This window comes from Helicobacter trogontum, from assembly GCF_000765905.2.
Lineage (GTDB): Bacteria > Campylobacterota > Campylobacteria > Campylobacterales > Helicobacteraceae > Helicobacter_A > Helicobacter_A trogontum.
The window spans coordinates 115,944-137,838 of record NZ_JRPL02000003.1 but is presented as its reverse complement, the minus strand read 5'-3'; the positions used below and the strand labels follow the sequence as shown (position 1 = coordinate 137,838).

The following is a 21,895-nucleotide window of genomic DNA, read 5'->3' as shown; positions in this document are numbered from 1 at the left end:
AAAGTATAGAGATTATCTTAGTGTAAATTAATAAATGCTGTTAGCCCTGTTATTTGAAACGAGCCACTCCAACTTCAATTCTATATCGATTAAACACATCACCATTAAAGAGATCCAACACTTGTCCTGCTACGTCCTTACCAGATTGATCCAATTTTTCTGTATCTCGTGTAACTTTATCATACGCACGACTAAGATTAAATCCTTTGTTTGTGCGATTGGTAATTGTAATATATATAGTCTTAATGTTAGAATCAAGCATAGCAGAATCTCTTAATGCTACAAAAAGTTTATTAAGACTTTCTTTTGTGCGATCATCAATTGTATCATTACCCCATACATAGCCCATTATATTGCCATATATATAACCTACACCAGAGTTATAGATTGCATGTGCTTGTTGGTTGTATCTTTTATTGGCATAATCTGAAGCTTCATCAGAATAATCAATCATATCAGCAAAAATATGCTCATAAATTTTTTGTGGCAATTGAGGTTTTGTAATAGCAATGTCTATACCATAAAGATTTACATCAATATCGCTTAATATATCTCTAATGTTCTTAGTCAATTGCTTCTCATCTCTTGCTTTGACTACTTCCTTTAGCATTTTATCCCAAAATGCTGCACTTTTTTGTAGCAAAGACATTGAATCTACATTAGCAAACAGAGACGAGGTTGCTTTTGATCTTAAACGGATGTTTAATTTATATAAATCATTGCTTACCATGCAAACAAGCTGCTTATTTACTTGACTTTTTTCATTGTGAATTTGGGTAAAATCTGAGCATTCAAAATACGTTGGCACAAAAGCCTTCAAATCATGGTTTCTAGGTGCCTCAACCTTGGCACTCATTCTTTCAATCACACGTGAATCTCTATAATCAACAGTATATCTGTAATCACGCAATACAAAGCCACTCGTCCTACCAATTTCATAGCGATCAATCTTACATATTGCGCTTCTTTCACCACCTTCACACTCAAAATTATTAACATAATCAAACATTTTTGACATAGAAGTCTTCATAAAATCTGTAGCCGTATTACCAGCATATGCAGATGAAGCTAACACTCCACTTAGTGTAAAAGCACACAATAAAGACTTCACACCACCACTTAAAAAAGTGCGACTAGCAGTACTTTTACTTTTTAAACTGCCTTCAAAACCCTTAAACTTTAACATACTTTTCCTTTTTCACAAGATACCAAAAAACTATTCTAAATTGTATAAAAATTCAACTTAATTTATCATAAAAAGCTAAAACTTCACCGCTTTTTTACAACGTCTACCCTTGCGTTAATATTGCATACCACTCCTTTATACTTTTTTCACTCACTTGTGCCAACAATTTTGCCTTTTGTTTTGGCTGTATATCAAGAGCTAAGATATCATCTTGATTTAATCGCAAAATTTGTTGAGTATTTGAAGTCTCTGAAGAGAGATTTTTAGAATCTTTTTGGATAATTATGCAATATTCCCCTTTAATGCTGCTTGGCAATTTATTGAGTATTTCTTGTGCTGTACCCATGATTTCTGTTTCATATAGTTTTGTAAGTTCTTTATATATAAAAAGTGTAGAATGTGGCATAATAAGTGCTATGTCGCCAAGAGATTCTCTAAGTCTTTTAGGACTTTCATAGAGGATTATATGCATTTCATTGTGATATTCAAGCAAGGATTTTAAATATCTTTGTCGATCATGTTGTTTATGTGCCAAAAATCCACCAAAATAAAATGCACCTTCTAAACCACTACACACAAAAGCATGACTAAATGCACCACCACCAAGCACAACCTCATAATCTATACCATGTTCTCGCATATAACGAAGCAACAAAGCTCCTGGGTCACTAATATTTGGCATACCTGCATCCGTGCAAAAGGCAATATCTTGTGTGAAAAAATCTTTATCTACATTCTTTAGAAAATCTTCCTGATTGTGGCTGTGAAAGCTTATAAATTGCTTTTCTTTTGGATTGATATTTGGATAATATTGCTGTATGAGATCATTGCGTAACAATAAGGTGAGCAACTTCTTTGTTACACGCGTATCTTCACATAAAATTACTTGGCATTTATTGAAAACCATAAGAGTATGCAAAGATACATCCAATAAATTTCCTATCGGAGTTGGCACAAAAAATAGCATGATAACCCTTCCTGAAGACAAATATCCATTTTGTAGATTCTAATTATTATCATTAAACTTCAAGATTTAGCTATATTTTTGCAACAATCATCAAAGTCCTGCTAGGATTTACTTTAACTTTTAGTGTAATTTCTTCACAAATACACTTTAAGATAAAGCACAAAAACTATCCCAATTAAGATTATAAAAATAACTATTGGAACAACACTATATCGCCTAAAGTTGCATACAGATGATACATGCAAAACTACCCTAAAAATTCACATGCTTGCGCAATACTTGTAAAATACAATATTCCTTCTTTTAAGCAATATTCTCTAGCATCTTTCACGTTTTCTCCACCAAGCAAAATAGGCACTACCTTGTGCTGAAATGCATATTGCTTGAGAATCTTAACTGTGCCAAGTGCATCAGTCATATCTTGTGGTGTGATAAGTAGATAGATTAAATCAAGATTTGAGAATGTATCCACAATTTTTAAAGCATTTTCATACCTATCTGGCAAGGCATCGCCTATGACATCAATTGGATTATTATGCGACCACATCGGTGGTAATACAGAATCTAGCTCTTTTTTCTGTGCTTCACTAAGCTCGTATAATTCCTTATTGCGTGCTGCTATCGCATCAGTCAAAACGGTTCCTGGACCCCCAGCATTTGTGATTACTGCAATAGTTCTCACATCTTTAAATAATGGTGCAAAAAGCAGAGAATCTAGAGTATTTACAACCTTAACGCCTAAGCTTTGCATAATCCCATTAAACATAGCATAGTTTCCACTCAGATTACCTGTATGTGAAAACGCTGCTTTTTTTGCGGCTTCAGACTTTGCGGCTTTAAAGAGATATATTGGTTTATTACAATTTCTGATACTCTCACACAAAGATTTACCGCGTGCTACACCCTCCAAATATAACGCAATGCTTTCACAACTTTTTGCATTATTTAACATTGGAATAATTTCTGCACTCCTTAAATCTACCGCATTTCCTACACTAATTAAATGTGAAAAACCAAGTCCAAGCTCAGCTGCTCTATCCATAAGACTTGCTAAAACCGCACCACTTTGTGATACAAACGCGTGTTTTCCATCATGCACCACACCCGTTCCAAAGGTGATATTTAGCCTTTCTTCATTTGCATAGAATCCAAGACAATTTGGACCAATAACATTAAAGTTGTGTTCTGTTGCTAGCCTGCCAATCTCTTCTTCTTCTGCATCATGCCCACTTTCTTTGAAACCCGCGGTAATAATAATGAGATTTTTAAGCTGCTTTTTGATAAGTTCATGTATTGTAGGAATAACAAATTTTGCTCCAACCACAATCACTGCAGTATCGATATTTCCACTAATTTCGCTTACACTTTTATAGAGCTTTCTGCCAAAGAGTTCCCCACCTTTTGCATTGACATAAAGTAACTCTCCCTTAAAACTTTGTGCATTTTTAGCTATTGTATAGCCTGTTTTGCCCTTTTCTGTGCTTGCACCAACGATTACAACCCGTTCATTTTTTAAAAAATCTGGACGCTTTTTTTCTCTTTGTATTTCAGTATATTGAGATTTGCCTTTTAAGATTCTAGCATCTACTGCAACTAGACCATCTTTTGTGAGTTTCAAAGGATTTATATCAAGCTCTTTTATCTCATTGTCTTGCAACATTTTTTGCACACTTTTAACAAGATTAATCACCCATTCAATTTTGTAATCAAAGCCTCTAAAACCATCAAAAAGCTTAGCAATCTTTGTTGTAGCTAAAGCTCTTCTAATCTCATCTTCTCTGGCATTAGATTCAATATAACACACGTCTTTATAAAGCTCAAGATAGATTCCACCCTTACCAAATAAGACAACATTTCCAAAAGTAGAATCTTCTACGCTTCCAATATAGAGCTCTTCACCAAATACCATTTGCGTAACAATAAAACCATCGTTATCATCAAGTGTTATATTATGTCTTTTTAAGTTTGCAATAATCGTTTTTCTAGCTTCTTCTAATTCTTCATTGCTTGTAAGATTAAGTATCACGCCGCCTACATCGCTTTTATGCACTACCTTTGGTGATTGTATTTTAATAACAGCTGGAAAAGCATCAAAAGTAATTTTTTCATTTAAACCCACGCTCTTGCACGCTGGAGTTTTAATCCCATACTTACCTAAAAAACCATAAAGTTCACTTTCGCTTATTGTTTGGTTTTGCATTACATGATTTGGCATGACTGCTCCTTTTGTAGAATAAGACTAATTGTAGTACAAATTCAAAGTAAAGGAGTGGGGTTAGATAATATTCTTATGCAATTTAGATTCGCATTTTCTTTTTTACTCAATTTATATTATGCTATTACATGGGCATACATCTTTGCAATAACACGATGAAAATGTATTCCAACAAAGCAAACATTTATCTCCCATATCTTAATGCTTGTGCATGGGTGAGAGCTACTGCTAAAGCATCGCTAATATCAAGTGGTTTGATATCACATTGCAATTTTAATAAGATTTTTACCATATAGGCAACTTGCTTTTTGTCAGCCTTGCCATTGCCTGTTAATGACTTTTTAACCTGTAAGGGTGTATATTCTGCAAAGTTTCCTAAATCCTGCAAAATCTTCAGACTAATTGCACCTCGAAATTGTGCAAGTTTAATCACACTTTTTGGATTATAAGCATAAAAAATATCTTCCATTGCTACTTCATCTATTTGATAGTGCTTTAAGATCAAATCAATACCTTCAACAAACTCCACAATTTGACTTTGCAGTTCCCTTGTCTCAATCTTAATGATGCCAGCATCAAGCAGACTAGCCTTACCAGATTCTACATTAATTATGCCATAACCACAATTCCTGCTACCTGGATCAATCCCTAAAATAACCATACTAGTCCAAATAATCCGTACCACCAACCCCAGCGAATGCAACATTCATATTCTTTGGGATAGCTTTGATTATCTTGTCAAGGAAGCATTGTTTAAGCAATAAATCCCCACATACAAAAACCTCTTGTATACCATAATTTAGCATCATATCACCTGCTAATGTGCCTATAAACTCTGCCAAAGAATCAATAACACCATAGCATATTAATTCATTCTCCACCCCAGCAAGTTGAAAACTCATTACACTACGCAACAACCTTGCATAATCAAGCACGATAGAATCACCTTGTCTAATAAGCTTATAATCAATGCGTGGTCCTCTATCCCTTACACAACGATTTGCATAAATTAATGCACTAGATTCTATATTTAGAATCTGCTCAATAAGCTCTAGTATGTCAAGTAAATTATTTGTTTCTATATGTTGTTTTCTAGTTACCGCAGAGGGTTTGATAAGCTCGTGAATGCCAAGCTTTTCTAACTCATTTTGCGTAAGATTCCATTTTGTTACAATATCTGCATTTGCCTTTGTGAAATTAAAAATCAACTTATCACCATTTTTATAACTATGCAAGATTTCTAAATGTTTGTACAAATCAGTAAAAAAAGAAATATCTAAGATTTGTTGTAGGTTAGATTCTGTATTTTGCGGCTTTTCTATGAGAAATTCGCTCCTATGTGTGGTTGATAAGAAAGTAATAAATCTAGCAGACTTAGCTGCATTGCTTCTAAGCAATGCATACAAACTCTTATGTGTTTGCAAATGGCTTAAATAAATGTGTTCAGCTACACTATACGTGGATTCTAGTATTTTATTTTTATCTACATAAGTGTATGGATAGGCATCTATATAGGATAGCAGGGCGTCATGAGATTGCATGACTTTTAAATCCTGCATAGAATCTGAATGTGGCATATAAAATAGATAGGATATTTCATGTTTGCTTTGTAGATATGAAAGCAGCAAAAGCACGATAATATCAGAAGAAAGTCCAGCTAGTATGGTATCTGCACCAAATTCCTTAGCAAATACTTCTTTGCACTGTGTGCTTACAAACGGCTTCTCAAAACTTGCCAACATGCTTTTTTGTGCTTCACTCATACGCAAATAACTCTGTGCAGAATCTAATGTGCCAAAAAGTATAAATGGCGCTTCATCTTGTATCTCATTTGGCATTATATTTCTTAGTGAGAGCGTGAAAGTGATAGCATTTCGCTTTAATGTAATTGTTGTATCATTCATGAGAATTTGAGCGAGTGCTTCTATCAGCTCGTATTTTATGAAATGCCCCATTTGCTCCTCATTGAGCACTGCCAACTTGTCTGCATCATAGGGTTTTACATTAAGAGATTGTAATTTGATAAAGCGTGTAATTGATACTGTTTTATTTGTGGAATCCAGACTGCCTAGTATTTGAGTAGATTCTAGACTTTTTAAAGTGGATTGTGCAGGATCTAAATTTTTATCACCTTGTATTTCACATTCATCGGTTTGTTTAGGTAGGTTAGAATCTAAATGGCTTACTTCGTGTGCTTGGGATACAACCCTTAAGGTATCATTACCTATCATATCCACACTATGCTCTATATCACCTTTAAGTAGTATGTGCATCTCATCTACATTTGGTAGTAAAAGGGATGGGCATTGTTTAGATTCCAAAGGTTTGATTTGTGAATGGTTTGTATGAATAATTTGCGTGGTTATTGAAGTAGAATTTGGCATTTTAGAATCTGATACCAAAGAGTTTGTAAAATTAGGATATGAAGATACATGATCTTTGATGTGAGATTCTGTAGTATCAGAATCTAATCCCTTATTACTTGTGTGTATAAACACGCATTCTTTAGTCTTTGCATGATTAAATTCATCGATACCAAGCTGTTTAATATCTTTAAATGTGAAATCAAGTCCCAAGGGTAGCTTATGACTAAGGTTATCTGCAAGTGCTAGTATATTTGTTGAATCTGCTTGTACATAGATATAAAAACTATCTAATTCATTATCTTTGTAAAATATTTCTTTGATGTTAAGAAGCTGTTTTAATTCGTAAAGCAAACGAACAAGAATACTTTGCAATGCCTTGCTATGCAAAGTGCTTTTACGCACAAAAGTAAAAACACACTCCAAGATCTGTGTATCCTCTAATGCATCCTTATGCTCATCATGTTTATGAATGTGTATTTGTTGCGATGGATCACCGATGAACAGAATCTCATCATGTACTTCTTGTGATTTTTGTGACTGCATTACTTCCTCTGAAAGACTTTATAAAATGATTAAAATAAATTATGACTTGTATGTCTCATGTACAATTTGCATTTCATTGTTACTACCAAAAAAACAAGGTGTGCTTGCATGTATAGAATCTGTGTGTATGTCGAGTAATCTCTCACTACCATTTGTAGCTTTGCCACCAGCACTTTCAAAAATATATGCAAAAGGAAAAACTTCAAAAAGATTCCGTAACTTTCCTTGTTTAGAATCTGTTGTAGCAGGATAGCTAAAAATACCACCACCTTTACATAAGATCTGATGTAAATCAGCCACCATACCGCCACTATAACGCAATCTATATCCTTTGAGAAAAAAGCTCTCTATAAGATCCTTGTGCTTGGCATACCAATACTTTTGTGTGCCCCCTGGTGAGTTTAACTTGCCTTCTTCTTTAAGCTCTAACCTTTGGATAAATTCCCATGTATGCTTTGTATAATCATAAAGATAATGCATACTTTTAGAGTCTTTTGCAACAACCATTTCTAAACGCGGACCATAAAGGAAGTATAAAGATGCAACAAGATTTTTTCCCTGAAACTCATCGACATAGATTCCAAAAATACTACCAATTGTAAGATTGCTATCCATAAGTGATGAGCCATCAAGTGGATCATAAGCAACCAAAAGTGAGTGGGATTTTATATCAAATGCATCATTGTCATAGGCGTATTGGTTTTGTTTTAAACAAACTGCTTCTTCCCTCTCTTCACTCGCAAAACCCTTGATGTTTAACTCTCCTAAGATATCACCAAAGAGTCTATCTGCAAGAATATCAACCCTCAATTGATTATCGCCGCTTGTATTCTCTGTATCGCTGTATTCGACATCTCGCTTTTGTAATAAATTTGCAACTTGGACTGCACCTACTTGCAATGCTGTTATAATCTCATCAATTGCATAACTCATTGGCTTCCTTTACTAGCATTTAGTGATTTTATTAAATAACAAAGTTTTGTATTCTACCATGTTTGTGTGTGGTTTACTACCATTCTTTGTTGCTTGAAACAGCTCTACTAACAACGGATACATTCGTTATATTTACATGTATAATCCACCATTTACTTTTAGGACTTCACCTGTTATATATGTAGAATAATCGCTTAATAAAAACGCAACCGCATTTGCGATTTCTTCTGGTTTACCAAGTCGTGAAAGCGGAATATTTTTGACATATTCATTCCGCACTTCCTCGCTTAATCCTGCAGTCATATCTGTTTCAATAAAACCTGGGGTAACAACATTAAATCTGACATTTCTAGAACCTGATTCAAGTGCAAAACTTTTTGTCATTGCTATCATACCGCCTTTACTAGCCGCGTAATTTGTTTGCCCAGGATTTCCCTTTTCCCCAACAATTGAAGCAATATTTACAACACTACCATGTCTTTGTCTACTCATAATCTTTAATGCTTCTCTGCAACCAATAAAGCAAGATTTCAAATTTGCATCAATAACACTTGAAAAATCATCAACACTCATGCGTAACGCGAGTTTATCGTTTGTAATACCAGCATTATTGACGAGATAAGAAAGCTCTCCATCGCTATCTTTAATAAGATTTAAGGCTTTTATAAATGCCTCTTCATCTGTTGCATCAAAAGCAATCACTGCTGCTTTGCCACCCTTAGATTCTATTTCTTCTTTTAGCGTATTTGCAATCTCTGGTTTACTGCGATAATTAATCCACACTTTTAAACCAAACCCCGCTAAAGTTCGTGCGATTTCTGCACCAATTCCTTTACTTGCACCTGTGATTAAAACATTTTTACCGCTAAATTGCATAGTATCTACTCCTTATATGACAAAATATATTTTGCAATTTTTTACAAAAAAACGGATTATAGCATAGCAAAAAAAACAAAATACTCTTTTGTAAAATGCAGGAAAATGGTAGGAAAATGTAATGTTTTATCGTATAATTGCACACATGAAAACACATAAAAAGCGTAGAGGCAAAGGATTTTTATTGCGACTTCAATCTTCTATTATTCTATTATTATGCTATTTTTATGCGTGCTATGTGCCACTCTTTGGCTTGGATATGAAACTTAATTACGGAAAAGAAAATAAAGAAACATTTGCTGTTTTAAATTTACGTAATGAACATCCTTTCAGCTGTGAATCAAAGCTAAAAATTAATGGTGATGTAGAGAAAATTTTGTGCAGAATAGTGGGTATCCCACAAAGCGGATTTAATCCAACAAAAAGTCCTATGTTAAGCTTCAACTACACTATGGAAGCAAAAAAACAAGATGATGAAAAAAGAGCTATGATTATAGAGATCACACCAGAAAAAGGAGTAAAGTTGCAGTTATTCTCTGTCTTTAGTGATTTAAAAACGGAGAATCCAATCCCTGTAACAAGGCAAACAGATTCCAAAAGCTATCAAATTGTAGCCTATTATACAAAAATACCATTTTTAAAACCTGATGAAAACCTTGAAAAAAGAGATTCTATTAATTTTCCCGTTTCTATACCAAAAACTGCAACGCCAACTATTAGTGAACTTGATATCAACCGCAAACCCCTTGATTATATCGCAGGTAAAGATCTTGATGCGTTTTTAGAAATACGAGAATTGATGAATGCTAGAAAATATCCAGAAGCTCTTGAAAAAATTGCAAAGGCATTGAAAGCGTATCCAAATAGTTTGTTTGTAAAAGATATGATGTATTACACGATTGTTGCTCTAAGTCATTCTAAAAGCAAAGAGTCGCAAGCTTATCTTGCCGAGGTTGCAACTCCTTGGATAAAAGCATATGCAAGTGATGATAAAATACCAGAGGTTATGTATCTTTTGTCTAAGACACTTTTAACGCAAAACAAGATGAAAGAAGCTTACTACTATCTTAATAGGACAATTGAGGAATATTCACGCACACGCTATGCAGCACTTTCAAAAATGCAAATTGCAAATACATTAAAATCTCCAAGCGATATAAAGCGTGCGCCACTTATTTATAGAGAAGCCTATAAAGAAGCACAAGATCTTGAAGCTGCAGGAGAAATAGCTGTATCATGGGCAAAATTTAGCCTAAGAAATGATGATGTAGAGTATGCAAACGAGTTGTTACACAAAGTCTATAATGTGTTTCCAGCTTTCTTTCTTATCGATAAAGATGCTACGATGGAGCTTTTAAGCGAACTTGAAGAAGCAGAGCAATATACCATGGCAGCACCCATTGCTGAATATTTAAGCGGGAATGTCCCATATAATAGCGATTTACACGCAAAGCTCTTGAATAAGTCTTCTGAATTTTATACTAAGATTGGAGATTTTGATAGGGCACATAAGCTACATCTAGATTTTTTACACTATCATCCTAATGATAAGTTAGCTGAAAAGGTTAAAGCAAGGGATGATTCCTTATTATTCCAAGTAACAGGAGATTATGAAACAAAACTTGCACGCTATGATTATGTGCTTGCCAATTACCCAAATACAGAAACTGCAAAAAAAGCATTGGAGCTAAAAGCAAAACTCTATCTTGAAAACAAAAAATATGAGGACATTTTGCAAATGCAGTCTCTCTTACCAAAAGATTCCAAAATACTTCAAGCTGCCATCGACAATCAAACTATGATTTTTTTACAAGAAAATAATTGTAATGGTGTAGCAGGCGTGCTTAGTCGTGCAAACAAGGTCCATTTGGGTATACATGAGAGTTTACAAGCCTTTGAATGTCTTTATAACCAAACTGCGTTTCAAAAAGCTCATGAACTTTTTTCAGAATTACACAGACACATTAAAGACGGAGAGGAGCAATTGCGTTGGCTTTACTTAGAATCTAATACGCTTTTTGCGCTTGGTCGAAATAAAGAAGCAATTCAAGCAGGACGCGATGTTATGGATTTGGCATTTGCTATGGGTAAACCGCAATACTATGATATTGGTTTCAAAATGTTTCATGCTTTTTACAATGATGAAGCAACGCGACACGAAGCAATAAGTTTAAGCAAGAGGATGGATAAATGGTTTCCAACAGATAGGAGAATATTAGAAATTCATTTTACATTATTAAATGAGGCTGAACACAAAAAAGATCCGCTTGCTGCAAGCACAGAGGCAAAAACAATACTGGCTTTACAGGATAGGATAAAGGAATATGATTATAGTCCTTATGTGAATTTTATTTATATCAATACTCTGATAAATGAAAATAATTATACAGAAGCATTAAAGCAGCTTGATCGTATTAAAGAATTTAAAATGACAACTGATGATAGGCAGCAAAGATTCTATAAGATTGCTACAATTAACTATACATTAAAATACATGGAAAATAGTAAAAAAGCTCTTGATGCATGTGTAGCGCTTGGCACAACTTCTGCATGGGGCACACTTTGCAATAATGCGCTTTCTTTACATAATAATGGTTTTGAATAGAACTATGGCATTGACATAGCTTTGTAATGATAAGTGTATATTAACCATTTTAGCCTCAAACTCTCTTTTATACTCTAGCAAATAAGTAAATAGTGATGTCATATCCTAGATTCTAAACCCTAACTTTTTGACAATTTGAAGGAGTTTATCTGTTATGCTTTACATGATACTAGATACACTTTGTTCTAATAAACTCTTAGCCTAATAGACTCTTTATATATATATATGCTTGTTACCAAAAATGATTTATGTAGATTATTTCCAGACTTTCTTTACTTTATAAATTATATAGGATATAAATTTTTACTATATCTATAAGGTGTCATCTTGCATGAGGGTAGAAGTTTATTTTTATAGCTGTGAAATACATTGTTGCATCTCAATGAGAATACCAATAAAATCTAGGCTATCAGCCTCATATCTGTGTAAACCAATATAAAATAGTGTGAGAAAAATGAATAATACATATAAACTTCAACATTTTTTGGATATTATAACAGCTATCTGCTTATGAAAAGTGAGGAATATATGCCATTAGGTGCGATGAGTGCGTTAATTACCCCATTTAAGTGTGGAAAAATAGACACACAGACTTATGAGTATCTTATAAAGCGACAAATCAAATATGGTATGGATGCGTGTGTGCCAGCAGGCACGACGGGCGAGAGTGCCACCATGAGTCATAGCGAACATAAACAATGTATAGAAATTGCAGTGCAAACATGTAAGGGTACGAATACAAAAGTATTAGCGGGTGCAGGGAGTAATAATACGATTGAAGCTATTGAGTTGGCACGATTTGCGGAAAAATGCGGTGCGGACGCTATATTATCAGTTGCTCCATATTATAATAAACCTACACAAGAGGGTATTTATAGACATTACAAAGCAATAGCAGATTCTGTAGATATACCAGTCATGCTTTATAATGTTCCCTCACGAACTGGATGTAGTATTGAAGTAGAAACCGCCATAAGACTTTTTCAATCATCAAAAAACATATACGCAATTAAGGAAGCAAGTGGTATGCTTGATAAAGTATATTCGCTTGTCAATATGCAGAAAGAAGGAATTGAATCTAATACTAATTTGAGCACTAGATTTCATGTTCTAAGTGGTGATGATGCGCTAAATCATGGGATTTTATGTAGCGGGGGTAGTGGTGTCGTATCAGTAACTGGAAATATTTTTCCAAAGGAGATTGCTGATCTTTGCCATTTTGCAATGGAGCAAAAAATTGATGAGAGTTTAGCTATTTCTAATAAACTTTATGGTATAAATAAGGCTTTGTTTTTTGAAAGCAATCCCATTCCTATTAAGGCAGCGATGTTTTTACAAGGGCTTATTCCTACGTTAGAATATCGTCTGCCATTGTGTGAGCCAAGCAAGGCGTGTATGACATTGCTTGAGAAAACTTTACAACATTATGAGGTGCAAAAATGAAAGAACAACTTACAAGTGAATATATGAAAGGCAAAACTCTAGTTATAAGTGGTGCTACTCGAGGTATTGGCAAAGCTATTCTTTATCGCTTTGCACGAGAGGGTGTTAATGTGGCTTTTACATATAATAAGAATGAAGAGGAAGCACAAAAAATTGCACAAGATTTAGAGTCTAAATATCAGATTAAAGCTCGATACTATCCGCTTAATGTATTGGAGCCAGAGCAGTATGTTGGTCTATTTGAGCAAATTGATAAAGACTTTGATAGAGTGGACTTCTTTATATCAAATGCTATTATTTACGGACGAAGCGTAGTTGGTGGGTTTGCACCATTTATGCGTTTAAAACCTAAGGGATTAAATAATATTTACACAGCAACTGTGTTGGCCTTCGTCGTGGGTGCACAAGAGGCGGTTAAGCGTATGCAAAAGGTAGGTGGTGGGAATATTGTAACTCTTAGTTCCACAGGGAATCTTGTCTACATGCCAAACTATGCAGGACATGGTAACTCTAAGAATGCAGTGGAAACAATGGTAAAATACGCTGCACAAGACTTGGGTGAGTTTAACATTCGTGTCAATGCGGTAAGTGGTGGACCAATTGATACAGATGCATTGAAGGCATTTCCAGATTACGATGAAGTAAAGGCAAAGGTTGAGGAACAAAGTCCATTAAAAAGAATGGGAACGCCAAATGATTTGGCTGGAGCCGCATTCTTCCTTTGCGATAATACACAAAGCTCTTGGTTGACAGGACAGACTATTGTAATTGATGGTGGCACAACTTTTGTATAAAGATAAGGTTTGGGGATGTATAAATGCAAATGTTAAATGCCATTATACACAGCTATAGGGCATTTAGAGAATTTTGGCATACGCATATTACTACCTACACATATGTGGATTTAAGTTGTAATCTACATACAAAATCAAACGCAAATAATCTATCAAATATCAATGCTTTCGCACAAGTTGAGAAATCTATAAATACAAACAATTCCAAGAATGCAAAGCCTATACATAGTGAAACCCCATCAATAGATTCTCTGTATAGTAAGGATACACAGGATAAGAGCTTTTTGCAGCCTCTCTTCACACAGAATGATACATCAACACAGGCTGAAAGCATTATAAATTCTGCACATATAGATACACTACATAATTTTAAAATGCAAAATAGGCAAAGATTAGATTCTAAAACAGATTTAGATGAAGAGGCTTTGCCTTCCTTAAAAACTCAACATAATCCATCTAAATCTTTTGTGAATCATACAGATCAAAGCAAAATGTCTAAAAATCTTAACCTAACCCCTTTGGAAGTAGGTATGGAATCTAGCATACCTCATCATGGTTATTTGGACTCTAAGTCTATCAATATGCAAGACAATGATGTTTCTAAACAAAATTTGTATCCTCAAATTCTTGATACCAACCAACATAAAGAAATTAGTACAACACTCAATATAAATTCTTTACCCCATGTTCATAATAATATCTCTTCAGAAAACAAAAAGAATCTAGATTTCATGAATTTATATCCTAAAACTCACACTCAATATGTTCAAGACAATAAAATAGATTCTACACAGAATATCTCTACAATGCAACATAGCGCAGACTCTACGCATAAGACTCACTCAAAAATCCCTGCCACAATAACATCATTACAATATATTTTAGAGCTTCCATATACTACATTGGCACAATTACATAATAAACAGACAAAGCCACACACACTAGCAAAGATGTTATATTGTAAAAGAAGTATGCGTATGTATTATGGTATATTGCCACTAGATTATTTAAAGGCAACTCATATTGAGATTGAAAAAGGTGATTTAAGGCAAATGGGTATGCTTGATAGTATTGTGCCCTTGAGAGCTAAAAACAGCGGTTCTATACCACATAATTATGAATGTAGGTATTTTTTGCAACACCAAACACAAACGCATTTTAACTTTCAACTTTTTGCTATAAAAGATGAGATCCTGCAGCATTACGCTTCGCATTATTCAGGTAAATTAATATGCCTAAATCCACTTGAAATATTTTCATCTCTTTTTGCTTTTTATCCACATCTCAAAAGATATACAATAATCTTTCAAGATTCTAAGAAACACGCTTTGTGTCATTATGTATATGGTTTATTGGTAGTAAGCATTATCACAGATCGCACAGAAGCATTGCAAGATTATTACTCATTAATTGATGATTTTGGAGAGATCTTTTATTGTGATTTTAGCGGCAAAGCAGATTTATTATTAGATTTCAAAGATATTACAACGTTGTTTAATATGCCTTTAAAAGATTGTTTACATATACTTGCATTAGAACATATTCGTACAAAACCAACATATACACACTTTTATGCAAAGGCATTTTATAATATGCGATCTACTATAAAAATGTTTGCATTTGCAAGTGTGTGTATCTTTGCATTTTATCTGTCCACTTTTTTGTATCATAAGTATGAGTATTCTAAGTTTTTGCACCATGAAGCACTCATACATAGCACACAAATTGATTCGCTATATCATAAAAAACAGCAATATCCATTCATGTATGAACGTATATATGATCATATTTTAGAAACGCAAAGCCTAAACTTTTGCTTACAGCAAGATTACAGCAATACAGAATCTGCATGGATTCAAATGGATTGTAATAAAGAATAAGCATTCATTTATGATGAAAAGAAATATAAGAAATCGTTAAATTGAACAAGATAGATTCTAAGTTTAAAGAAATAGAATCTCTATTTAGTAAAAAAGATTATGAAAAGTATGGATTAGAAACCAAAAGTGGTGGCATCTCATCTGCGTTTAAAAAGCATATCTTATGGGCAAAAGATAATGAAGGGGATAATGCAAATAATGAACGTTTAGACAAAACTACAAAAGAGAACTTTTATAAAGTTTTAGAATATTTGCTAAGAGATATTTAAGAGCAATAAGCCAAAAATAAAAGACAATAAGATACAAAAGTCGCATGACTTTGTATAACATAATTCAACATATCTATTTTGCAAAATCGTATAAAAGATATAAGTAGTTGTCAGCATATATCTCATTTAAGTTTATTTTATATAGAAACAATGTAAAATTGTATGGGATCTTTTTGTGAAGTAGGAGCTTATGCGTTTTATATTCTTTGTGGTATTTACATTACATGTATGTTTGGCAAGCATAATAGATTCTATTCGCATACAGCAACCAAAGAATTTCAGTAAAGAAACTTGGGAAGTCCATACACAACAATGCCTCAATAAGAATGCAGAATCATGCAAAATAGTGATTGAAATCGGTTTAAAAACTTTAAGTGAATGCAAGGCAAAAAATGAGTGTAGCATAATAGGGGAAATATTTTGGTATGCAGATTCTACAAGACAGGCAATCCCTTATTTTGAAAAGGCATGTGAAGCAAAGGATATGAATGGTTGTTATTTTGTCGGTTTATATAGAACACAAAATAATAGTTTCCTAAAAGCAATCCCTTATTTTGAAAAAGCGTGTGATAAAAAACATGCACCATCATGCTTTATGAGTGCCAACCTTTATGAGTATGGCAAAGGTATTAGACAGGATTACGACAAGGCTGCTATGCTGTACAAAAAATCATGCAAGTTAAAATATCCCAACGCATGTTTTACACTTGGTAATCTGCATAAAAGCGGAAAAGTTTTGATACATGATCTTTCACTCGCAAAAGAGTTTTATGGAAAAGCATGTGATATTGGTATGCAAGAAGGTTGCGATTCTTATAGAGAGCTGAATCAATCTGGTATCCCTTCGCTTTATCAGGATAAAAATGTGTTTGATTAAGATATATTGTGCAATTGATTTACTATACAAGCAAATATGACACAATGAGAAGATATAAATAATCTCCCCTTATTTGCAATAAAACATTGCATATAAAACTTGAAAGCTTTGCATAAAGAAATTCTTTTAATATTCTTATAACTTGCAAATATCTTTTGCACTTATAATCCTATAGAGAGTGAAAGTCATAAGTCCTAGTTTGTGAAAAGCGGTGAATCTAAAATATTATTATAGTTTTTCAGATTGCATGTGTAGAAATAATTGCAGATTATTTTAATATATAAGAATTTTAAGTAAAGACATTTTATTGTAAGAAAGATTTTGTATAGCAATATGATGTATTTTCAAATTATATTCAAGCTGTTTTCACCCAATATGAAATGGAAATGGATGTAAGGTGAGATAGGGGTTATATGAGTGAGCTAGACTATTAAAAAGTATTGAATAAAATATTGTTGGATATAGGATTTAGTGTGCAATAGGCATTCTTAAATACCTCTAAGACAAATGCTTCTGAAACAAGACTAGATTCTATAATTCATGGCATTATAGACTTTAAGCAAATATGACTTAAGGGCTTTTTGGTAAAATCCTATAGATTTCCTTAATCACTCATTGCCCAAGCTAGTTTCTCCTCTATTTCCAATGGCATTTTCCAGAATTTTTGTACCAGCTTTGAGAGTTTGGCGTAAGTCGATGATATCTCTTATTCTATCTCGGATATTTCTCTCATGTTCTTTTGTTACTTGCAAGAGTTGTTTTGGAGTAGAATCAAAAGTTGTATGTAGAATAGGGAGGGAGCAAAAAATTTGTTCAATTCTTTCAGGTAAAAACTCAACAATGCAATCTCGTAGGAACGCTTTATCAATTGGGGTTATATGTATCTTATTGTTCTGTTTTACTAGAGATTTATCTGCATGAAACTTTTGATCTATGCGTAACACAAGACACTCAAGCAAGAGAGTTTTTGTAGCTTCTACCCATATCCTTATGGCTGCAATGTCAGTGTGCATTTTCATAAGAGAATTATCTATAATTGCTTTATGCTGTTTGGTAAAGTCTTGAAAAATTCCAAGTTGAAATTCTTCAAGATCAATATAGCTATCCGTGCTTACATAACTTGGCTTTTTTTGCAATATGAGATGATGTGTTTCTTCCCCCCATTCTTGGAGTACCTGTTCGAAATTTTGCATAATATCTAGCATACTTTGCGTAATATTAGAATCAAGCTTTGCAAGTTTTTGCAATAAATTTTTATGTTTTCTTGCCAAAAGACTTTTTGAATCTTTTATTTCCCTTAGTAGTTCGTCTTTATTGAGTTGGAAACTCTCATATACAATACGACGATTTGTCAGCATACCAAGCAAATTTAGCTGATTTGGCCTCGTCTTTATTTTAATTGTATCAAGATTATCTAAGATACTCTCTATGATACTATCTAAATATCTCTTTAGATCTTTTGCAATGGTAACAAAAACTTCATGGTGATAATCAGCAAATACTTTATTTAATCTTGTGATAAAATGCTCATTTGCCTTATGATAGGCTACATCAAGCTTTTTATAGTGTTGAAAGATGATTTTATAATGCTTGTCTATATTTTTATTTTTTTCAAGTGCAACTTTAAGGATAGTATTTCCCCTTTTTAGTCTTGCTTGTTGTAAAACTTCATATATATTATCTACAATGTCTTGCATAATTGTATTTTGTGTTATATCTTGTTTTGATGTGTCTTTTTCTTTTTGTGCATAAAAAGATTCTATGAGATTTTTTGTTTGCTCTAATGCAGATAGAATGCTACCTGATGTTTTTATCTTGCCTGATAGCTGCTGTTTAGCAAAGTTGTTAATGATTTTACATAATGTAAATTTCTCATCAAGCCTATGAGATTCAAATAGATTCCATACATGCAAATCATGGAGAGATTGCAGATTATATTGTGAAATTAGCTGTTTTCTAAGTGTAGATATTTGCTCTAATGCTTCATGCTCTTCTTTTTTATTTTTGTCATATGAAACTATAGCGATACTTGGCTTTTTTTTAATGATTTTTAATAAATCTTCCTTTTTGCATTTCTCAGGCTTACTTAATACCCATAAAATACAATCTGAATCTTTTATAGCATTGAGAGTTTTTTTATTGCTAAAATCACTTTCTTTTATAATCACACATTCCTGTAATAAGTCTAAATTGACAAAGACTTCAAAATATTCAATCGCCTCTAAATTACTTAAGGAGTAATCTAGTGTGTAGAGATTTATATTAATATTATTGTGCTTATAATGTGCTCTTACAAAAGAGGTTTGGCAAAAGCGAATGATAAATTTTTTTTGTGCTAAAGAGTTGTTTAAAGGTATAAGAGAATCTTTGAAAAGTATATTTAAAAATGCAATCATAGTTAAATGGCAATCACCCACAAGATGCATTACTAATGCACTTTTATATTGTTCTTTTAGTTGCTTGTAGCATTGCTTTATCTCTGGTGTAGGATGTAGTTTTGGCATATTGATAATCTTTTCTGCCTGTTTTATTTCTTGCAGAATATTGTCTGTATTTTCTTTATTAAGATTTGTGTAATATACATCATCGTATTCTTGTATAAATTGCTTTAATAAGCTCATTTACCTCCTCCATGTGTAAGCATTGTAATGAGTGTATCGAGTTCTTCTGTTTCATATCCTTTAGGATCTTCAAAATACTTGATAAAACAAGATTCTAGAATACATTCAAGCCGATCTATTTGAATGTTAAAAAGACTTATTTTATTGTGAAAAAGCGTATTGATATTTTGCTCTAATAGTAAAAAGTAATAATCAAAACTTTCTTTTAATGGTTTGATTACAGAATCTTCTTGTATCTCTGTCTTTTTGATGGTGTTTGGTAATAAAATATCTAATCGATATGAGAGATGTTCTACTACAAGCGCATTACTATCATCAAAAAAATCAGTTTTAATACTATTTGTGTATCGAGTGAAAATAAGATCAAGAATCTTTTTATGTTCTTTTGTTATTGCAAATTTTGCTATAGAGTCTGTATTGTTTGGTTGCAATAGAGTTGTGATTTCGTGTAACTCTTTAAAAGTAAAAAAGTGTTCTTGTAGAATTCTAGCAAGCTCTTTCAATCCAACAATAAGACTTTGTATCATAGAAGTTTTTAGTTTCTGTATATCAATATTCCCTCGCTTTTTTGTCTCATAATTGAGGGCTTGTATGAATTGTGAATATAAATTGTCACGTAAATTTGCAAATGCATCATAAAAGGAGTAGTATTGTGTCGGAAGTCTTTTTGTGACTTCTTGACATAAGGACTTTATATGTTTTATTTGTGTTTTTATCTCTTCTTTATTATTTTCTATTATGAGGTTTGCCTGCATAGTTTCATTGGATAGCTTACAAAGTGTGAGTATGTGCTCTAACATTTGAATATTAAAATGTGTGGATGGGGTGTTAAATGTATGCGTAAAAACAGCAGACTCTAGCTCTAAAATCCCACTTGTCGTTATATCAAATCCACTTTCTGATGTACTTACACCATGACATCGCATTGAGTAGGCAACCTCTGTAGCAATAAAATGAAAGTTTAGCTTTGTGAGTTGATTTTGCTTTTCTTTTTGCGTACATACAAGACGCTCTTCTATTGTACTTTGTAGCTTTTGACAAAGGTTTTGTTTTTTTCGTAAAGTCATATTTGCCTTGTCAATATGCGTTACAATAAAATGAATGTGAGAAATATTTGCCTTTTTTAGTAAACGTAATAAAACAGCAATAATTTTGTCATAAGATGACGTTATGTTCAATTCATCAAAACTAGCCAAATATAAAACTATATCACTTCTTGCAGCATGACCATATACTTGTAAATGGCGAAAAGTATGGGGTATAAGCGATGGTGTGTTAATGAAATGTATAAATTGCAATAAATTGTAATCCTGTGGTACTAAAATACGATCTACAATGTCAATTTTGTTGTTCTTAAGATATAAATCATAGATCTTTTCATATTGAACTTTTTCATTACCATTTTTTAGACAATCATAGAAATTTTCCTGCAATGTTTTATAATGTTGTGCAACATCTGCTAATGGCGATTCTTGTAGGGTTTGTAAATCATTTGGGTGCATATAAACCGCATTTGCAGAGCCTTTACCATAGTAGTATTCAATAGGTGCCTTTGCTTCTAATGGCATATTAGATTCAATAGACTTTTTATCATCATAAAGCATAGTTGCTATAAGTGTTGATTTACCTGTTTTTTGTCCACCTATAACTACAACCTTTTTAGTGAAATCTTCTTCGCACAAAAAAATTAGGTTTCTAGCCCATGAGATTCTTTTTAGAAACTTTTTTGCTTTTGCAATAACCTTAAACTGGTTATATAATGGCGTTTTATCTGGAGATAAATGTATAAAAGAATTCATAGTGATTGAATTGGTGTTTGTTGCTTCATGTGATTCTATAACATCAACTTGAGCTAACACTCCAATACACTTTTGTTCATGAAAGCTTATAATGCCATGTTCTCTTAATACTCTTATATGCTTTATTATTTGTCGTATTGCTTTAGAATCAAGATGATATAAAATGCTTGCCTGTAGATATTTGATATAGTCTAAATGATATTTTGTGGGGATGGAGTCAAATTTTTTGCAACACGTGTTACATAGTCTTAGAAAGCTTGGAATCACAATAAATATATTAAGGTTGTTCTCATTGCAGGCAAGCAATAGACTAGCGGCTTCATATATGTCACAATCTTTTATTTCTTCTTTTAATACCTGCAGTGGATTTTCTAAGAGTATATAATGCGGTGGATTTTGCACATAAAGCAAATTGAAGAAAGTATACATCCTCTTGTTTGGCTCTTGTGGTACTAACGCCAAATAATCATGCAAAAGTGTTATATGTTGTGTCTCTTTATCCTTCTTTTTTGTTTTCATAG

At 33.0% G+C, this 21,895-nt stretch carries 15 protein-coding genes; 6 read left to right on the top strand and 9 right to left on the bottom strand.

The annotated features are described in order from the left end of the window. Positions 1 to 49 precede the first annotated feature (49 nt). From LS81_RS02480 to fabG, 7 genes are all read right to left on the bottom strand, one after another. Entirely contained in the window at positions 50 to 1,186 is a 1,137-nt protein-coding gene (locus LS81_RS02480; protein WP_034344617.1) for a hypothetical protein, read from the bottom strand. Positions 1,187 to 1,289: 103 nt separating this feature from the next. Next, positions 1,290 to 2,153 (bottom strand): 16S rRNA (cytidine(1402)-2'-O)-methyltransferase, encoded by an 864-nt coding sequence (rsmI, locus tag LS81_RS02475; RefSeq protein ID WP_034344620.1) that lies wholly within the window; start codon positions 2,151 to 2,153, stop codon positions 1,290 to 1,292. 247 nt (positions 2,154 to 2,400) lie between these two features. Beyond that, positions 2,401 to 4,368, bottom strand: coding sequence for an acetate--CoA ligase family protein (locus LS81_RS02470; protein WP_233715853.1), 1,968 nt, complete (start codon positions 4,366 to 4,368; stop codon positions 2,401 to 2,403). Between the two features lie 184 nt (positions 4,369 to 4,552). Further along, positions 4,553 to 5,029, bottom strand: a complete 477-nt coding sequence (ruvC, locus tag LS81_RS02465; RefSeq protein ID WP_034344623.1) for a crossover junction endodeoxyribonuclease RuvC — start codon at positions 5,027 to 5,029, stop codon at positions 4,553 to 4,555. 1 nt (position 5,030) lies between these two features. Continuing rightward, positions 5,031 to 7,277: a hypothetical protein gene (locus LS81_RS02460; protein ID WP_034344626.1), complete on the bottom strand. Its 2,247-nt coding sequence runs from the start codon at positions 7,275 to 7,277 to the stop codon at positions 5,031 to 5,033. Between the two features lie 39 nt (positions 7,278 to 7,316). Then, positions 7,317 to 8,198 carry a class 1 fructose-bisphosphatase gene (locus LS81_RS02455; protein WP_199769738.1) on the bottom strand — a complete coding sequence of 294 codons (882 nt, stop codon included), beginning with the start codon at positions 8,196 to 8,198 and terminating at the stop codon, positions 7,317 to 7,319. Between the two features lie 144 nt (positions 8,199 to 8,342). Continuing rightward, positions 8,343 to 9,086, bottom strand: coding sequence for a 3-oxoacyl-ACP reductase FabG (gene fabG / locus LS81_RS02450; protein ID WP_034344632.1), 744 nt, complete (start codon positions 9,084 to 9,086; stop codon positions 8,343 to 8,345). A 145-nt stretch (positions 9,087 to 9,231) separates the two neighbouring features. Between fabG and LS81_RS02445 the strand changes: the two genes are divergently transcribed. The 6 genes from LS81_RS02445 to LS81_RS02420 all read left to right on the top strand — a co-directional run bounded on the left by LS81_RS02445 (position 9,232) and on the right by LS81_RS02420 (position 16,954). After that, on the top strand, positions 9,232 to 11,691 hold the full coding sequence (locus tag LS81_RS02445) for a tetratricopeptide repeat protein (RefSeq protein ID WP_237022193.1): 2,460 nt from the start codon (positions 9,232 to 9,234) through the stop codon (positions 11,689 to 11,691). A gap of 528 nt (positions 11,692 to 12,219) precedes the next feature. Then, positions 12,220 to 13,134, top strand: coding sequence for a 4-hydroxy-tetrahydrodipicolinate synthase (gene dapA, locus LS81_RS02440; protein WP_034344635.1), 915 nt, complete (start codon positions 12,220 to 12,222; stop codon positions 13,132 to 13,134). After that, positions 13,131 to 13,928 carry an enoyl-ACP reductase gene (locus tag LS81_RS02435; RefSeq protein WP_005219380.1) on the top strand — a complete coding sequence of 266 codons (798 nt, stop codon included), beginning with the start codon at positions 13,131 to 13,133 and terminating at the stop codon, positions 13,926 to 13,928. The genes dapA and LS81_RS02435 overlap by 4 nt, the downstream gene beginning before the upstream one ends. Positions 13,929 to 13,951: 23 nt before the next feature. Beyond that, a complete protein-coding gene (locus LS81_RS02430) occupies positions 13,952 to 15,808 on the top strand; it encodes a hypothetical protein (protein WP_034344640.1) in 1,857 nt (618 codons plus the stop codon). Positions 15,809 to 15,849: 41 nt separating this feature from the next. Further along, entirely contained in the window at positions 15,850 to 16,077 is a 228-nt protein-coding gene (locus LS81_RS02425; RefSeq protein ID WP_034344643.1) for a hypothetical protein, read from the top strand. A 190-nt stretch (positions 16,078 to 16,267) separates the two neighbouring features. Continuing rightward, positions 16,268 to 16,954 carry a tetratricopeptide repeat protein gene (locus tag LS81_RS02420; protein ID WP_034316784.1) on the top strand — a complete coding sequence of 229 codons (687 nt, stop codon included), beginning with the start codon at positions 16,268 to 16,270 and terminating at the stop codon, positions 16,952 to 16,954. A gap of 608 nt (positions 16,955 to 17,562) precedes the next feature. Here the strand turns inward: LS81_RS02420 and LS81_RS02415 are convergent. Next, a complete protein-coding gene (locus LS81_RS02415; protein WP_034344645.1) occupies positions 17,563 to 19,575 on the bottom strand; it encodes a hypothetical protein in 2,013 nt (670 codons plus the stop codon). Next, a complete protein-coding gene (locus tag LS81_RS02410) occupies positions 19,572 to 21,893 on the bottom strand; it encodes a hypothetical protein (RefSeq protein WP_034344648.1) in 2,322 nt (773 codons plus the stop codon). Before LS81_RS02410 ends, LS81_RS02415 begins: the two co-directional genes overlap by 4 nt. Positions 21,894 to 21,895 lie beyond the last annotated feature (2 nt).

Excerpts from the sequence above, each read along its gene's own strand:
- LS81_RS02435 (WP_005219380.1), top strand. The coding sequence starts at position 13,131 with ATGAAAGAACAACTTACAAGTGAATATATGAAAGGCAAAACTCTAGTT.
- LS81_RS02410 (WP_034344648.1), bottom strand. The coding sequence starts at position 21,893 with ATGAAAACAAAAAAGAAGGATAAAGAGACACAACATATAACACTTTTG.
- dapA (WP_034344635.1), top strand. The coding sequence starts at position 12,220 with ATGCCATTAGGTGCGATGAGTGCGTTAATTACCCCATTTAAGTGTGGA.
- LS81_RS02430 (WP_034344640.1), top strand. The coding sequence starts at position 13,952 with ATGCAAATGTTAAATGCCATTATACACAGCTATAGGGCATTTAGAGAA.
- LS81_RS02480 (WP_034344617.1), bottom strand. The coding sequence starts at position 1,186 with ATGTTAAAGTTTAAGGGTTTTGAAGGCAGTTTAAAAAGTAAAAGTACT.
- rsmI (WP_034344620.1), bottom strand. The coding sequence starts at position 2,153 with ATGCTATTTTTTGTGCCAACTCCGATAGGAAATTTATTGGATGTATCT.
- fabG (WP_034344632.1), bottom strand. The coding sequence starts at position 9,086 with ATGCAATTTAGCGGTAAAAATGTTTTAATCACAGGTGCAAGTAAAGGA.
- LS81_RS02470 (WP_233715853.1), bottom strand. The coding sequence starts at position 4,368 with ATGCCAAATCATGTAATGCAAAACCAAACAATAAGCGAAAGTGAACTT.
- LS81_RS02445 (WP_237022193.1), top strand. The coding sequence starts at position 9,232 with ATGAAAACACATAAAAAGCGTAGAGGCAAAGGATTTTTATTGCGACTT.
- LS81_RS02420 (WP_034316784.1), top strand. The coding sequence starts at position 16,268 with ATGCGTTTTATATTCTTTGTGGTATTTACATTACATGTATGTTTGGCA.
- LS81_RS02415 (WP_034344645.1), bottom strand. The coding sequence starts at position 19,575 with ATGAGCTTATTAAAGCAATTTATACAAGAATACGATGATGTATATTAC.
- LS81_RS02460 (WP_034344626.1), bottom strand. The coding sequence starts at position 7,277 with ATGCAGTCACAAAAATCACAAGAAGTACATGATGAGATTCTGTTCATC.
- ruvC (WP_034344623.1), bottom strand. The coding sequence starts at position 5,029 with ATGGTTATTTTAGGGATTGATCCAGGTAGCAGGAATTGTGGTTATGGC.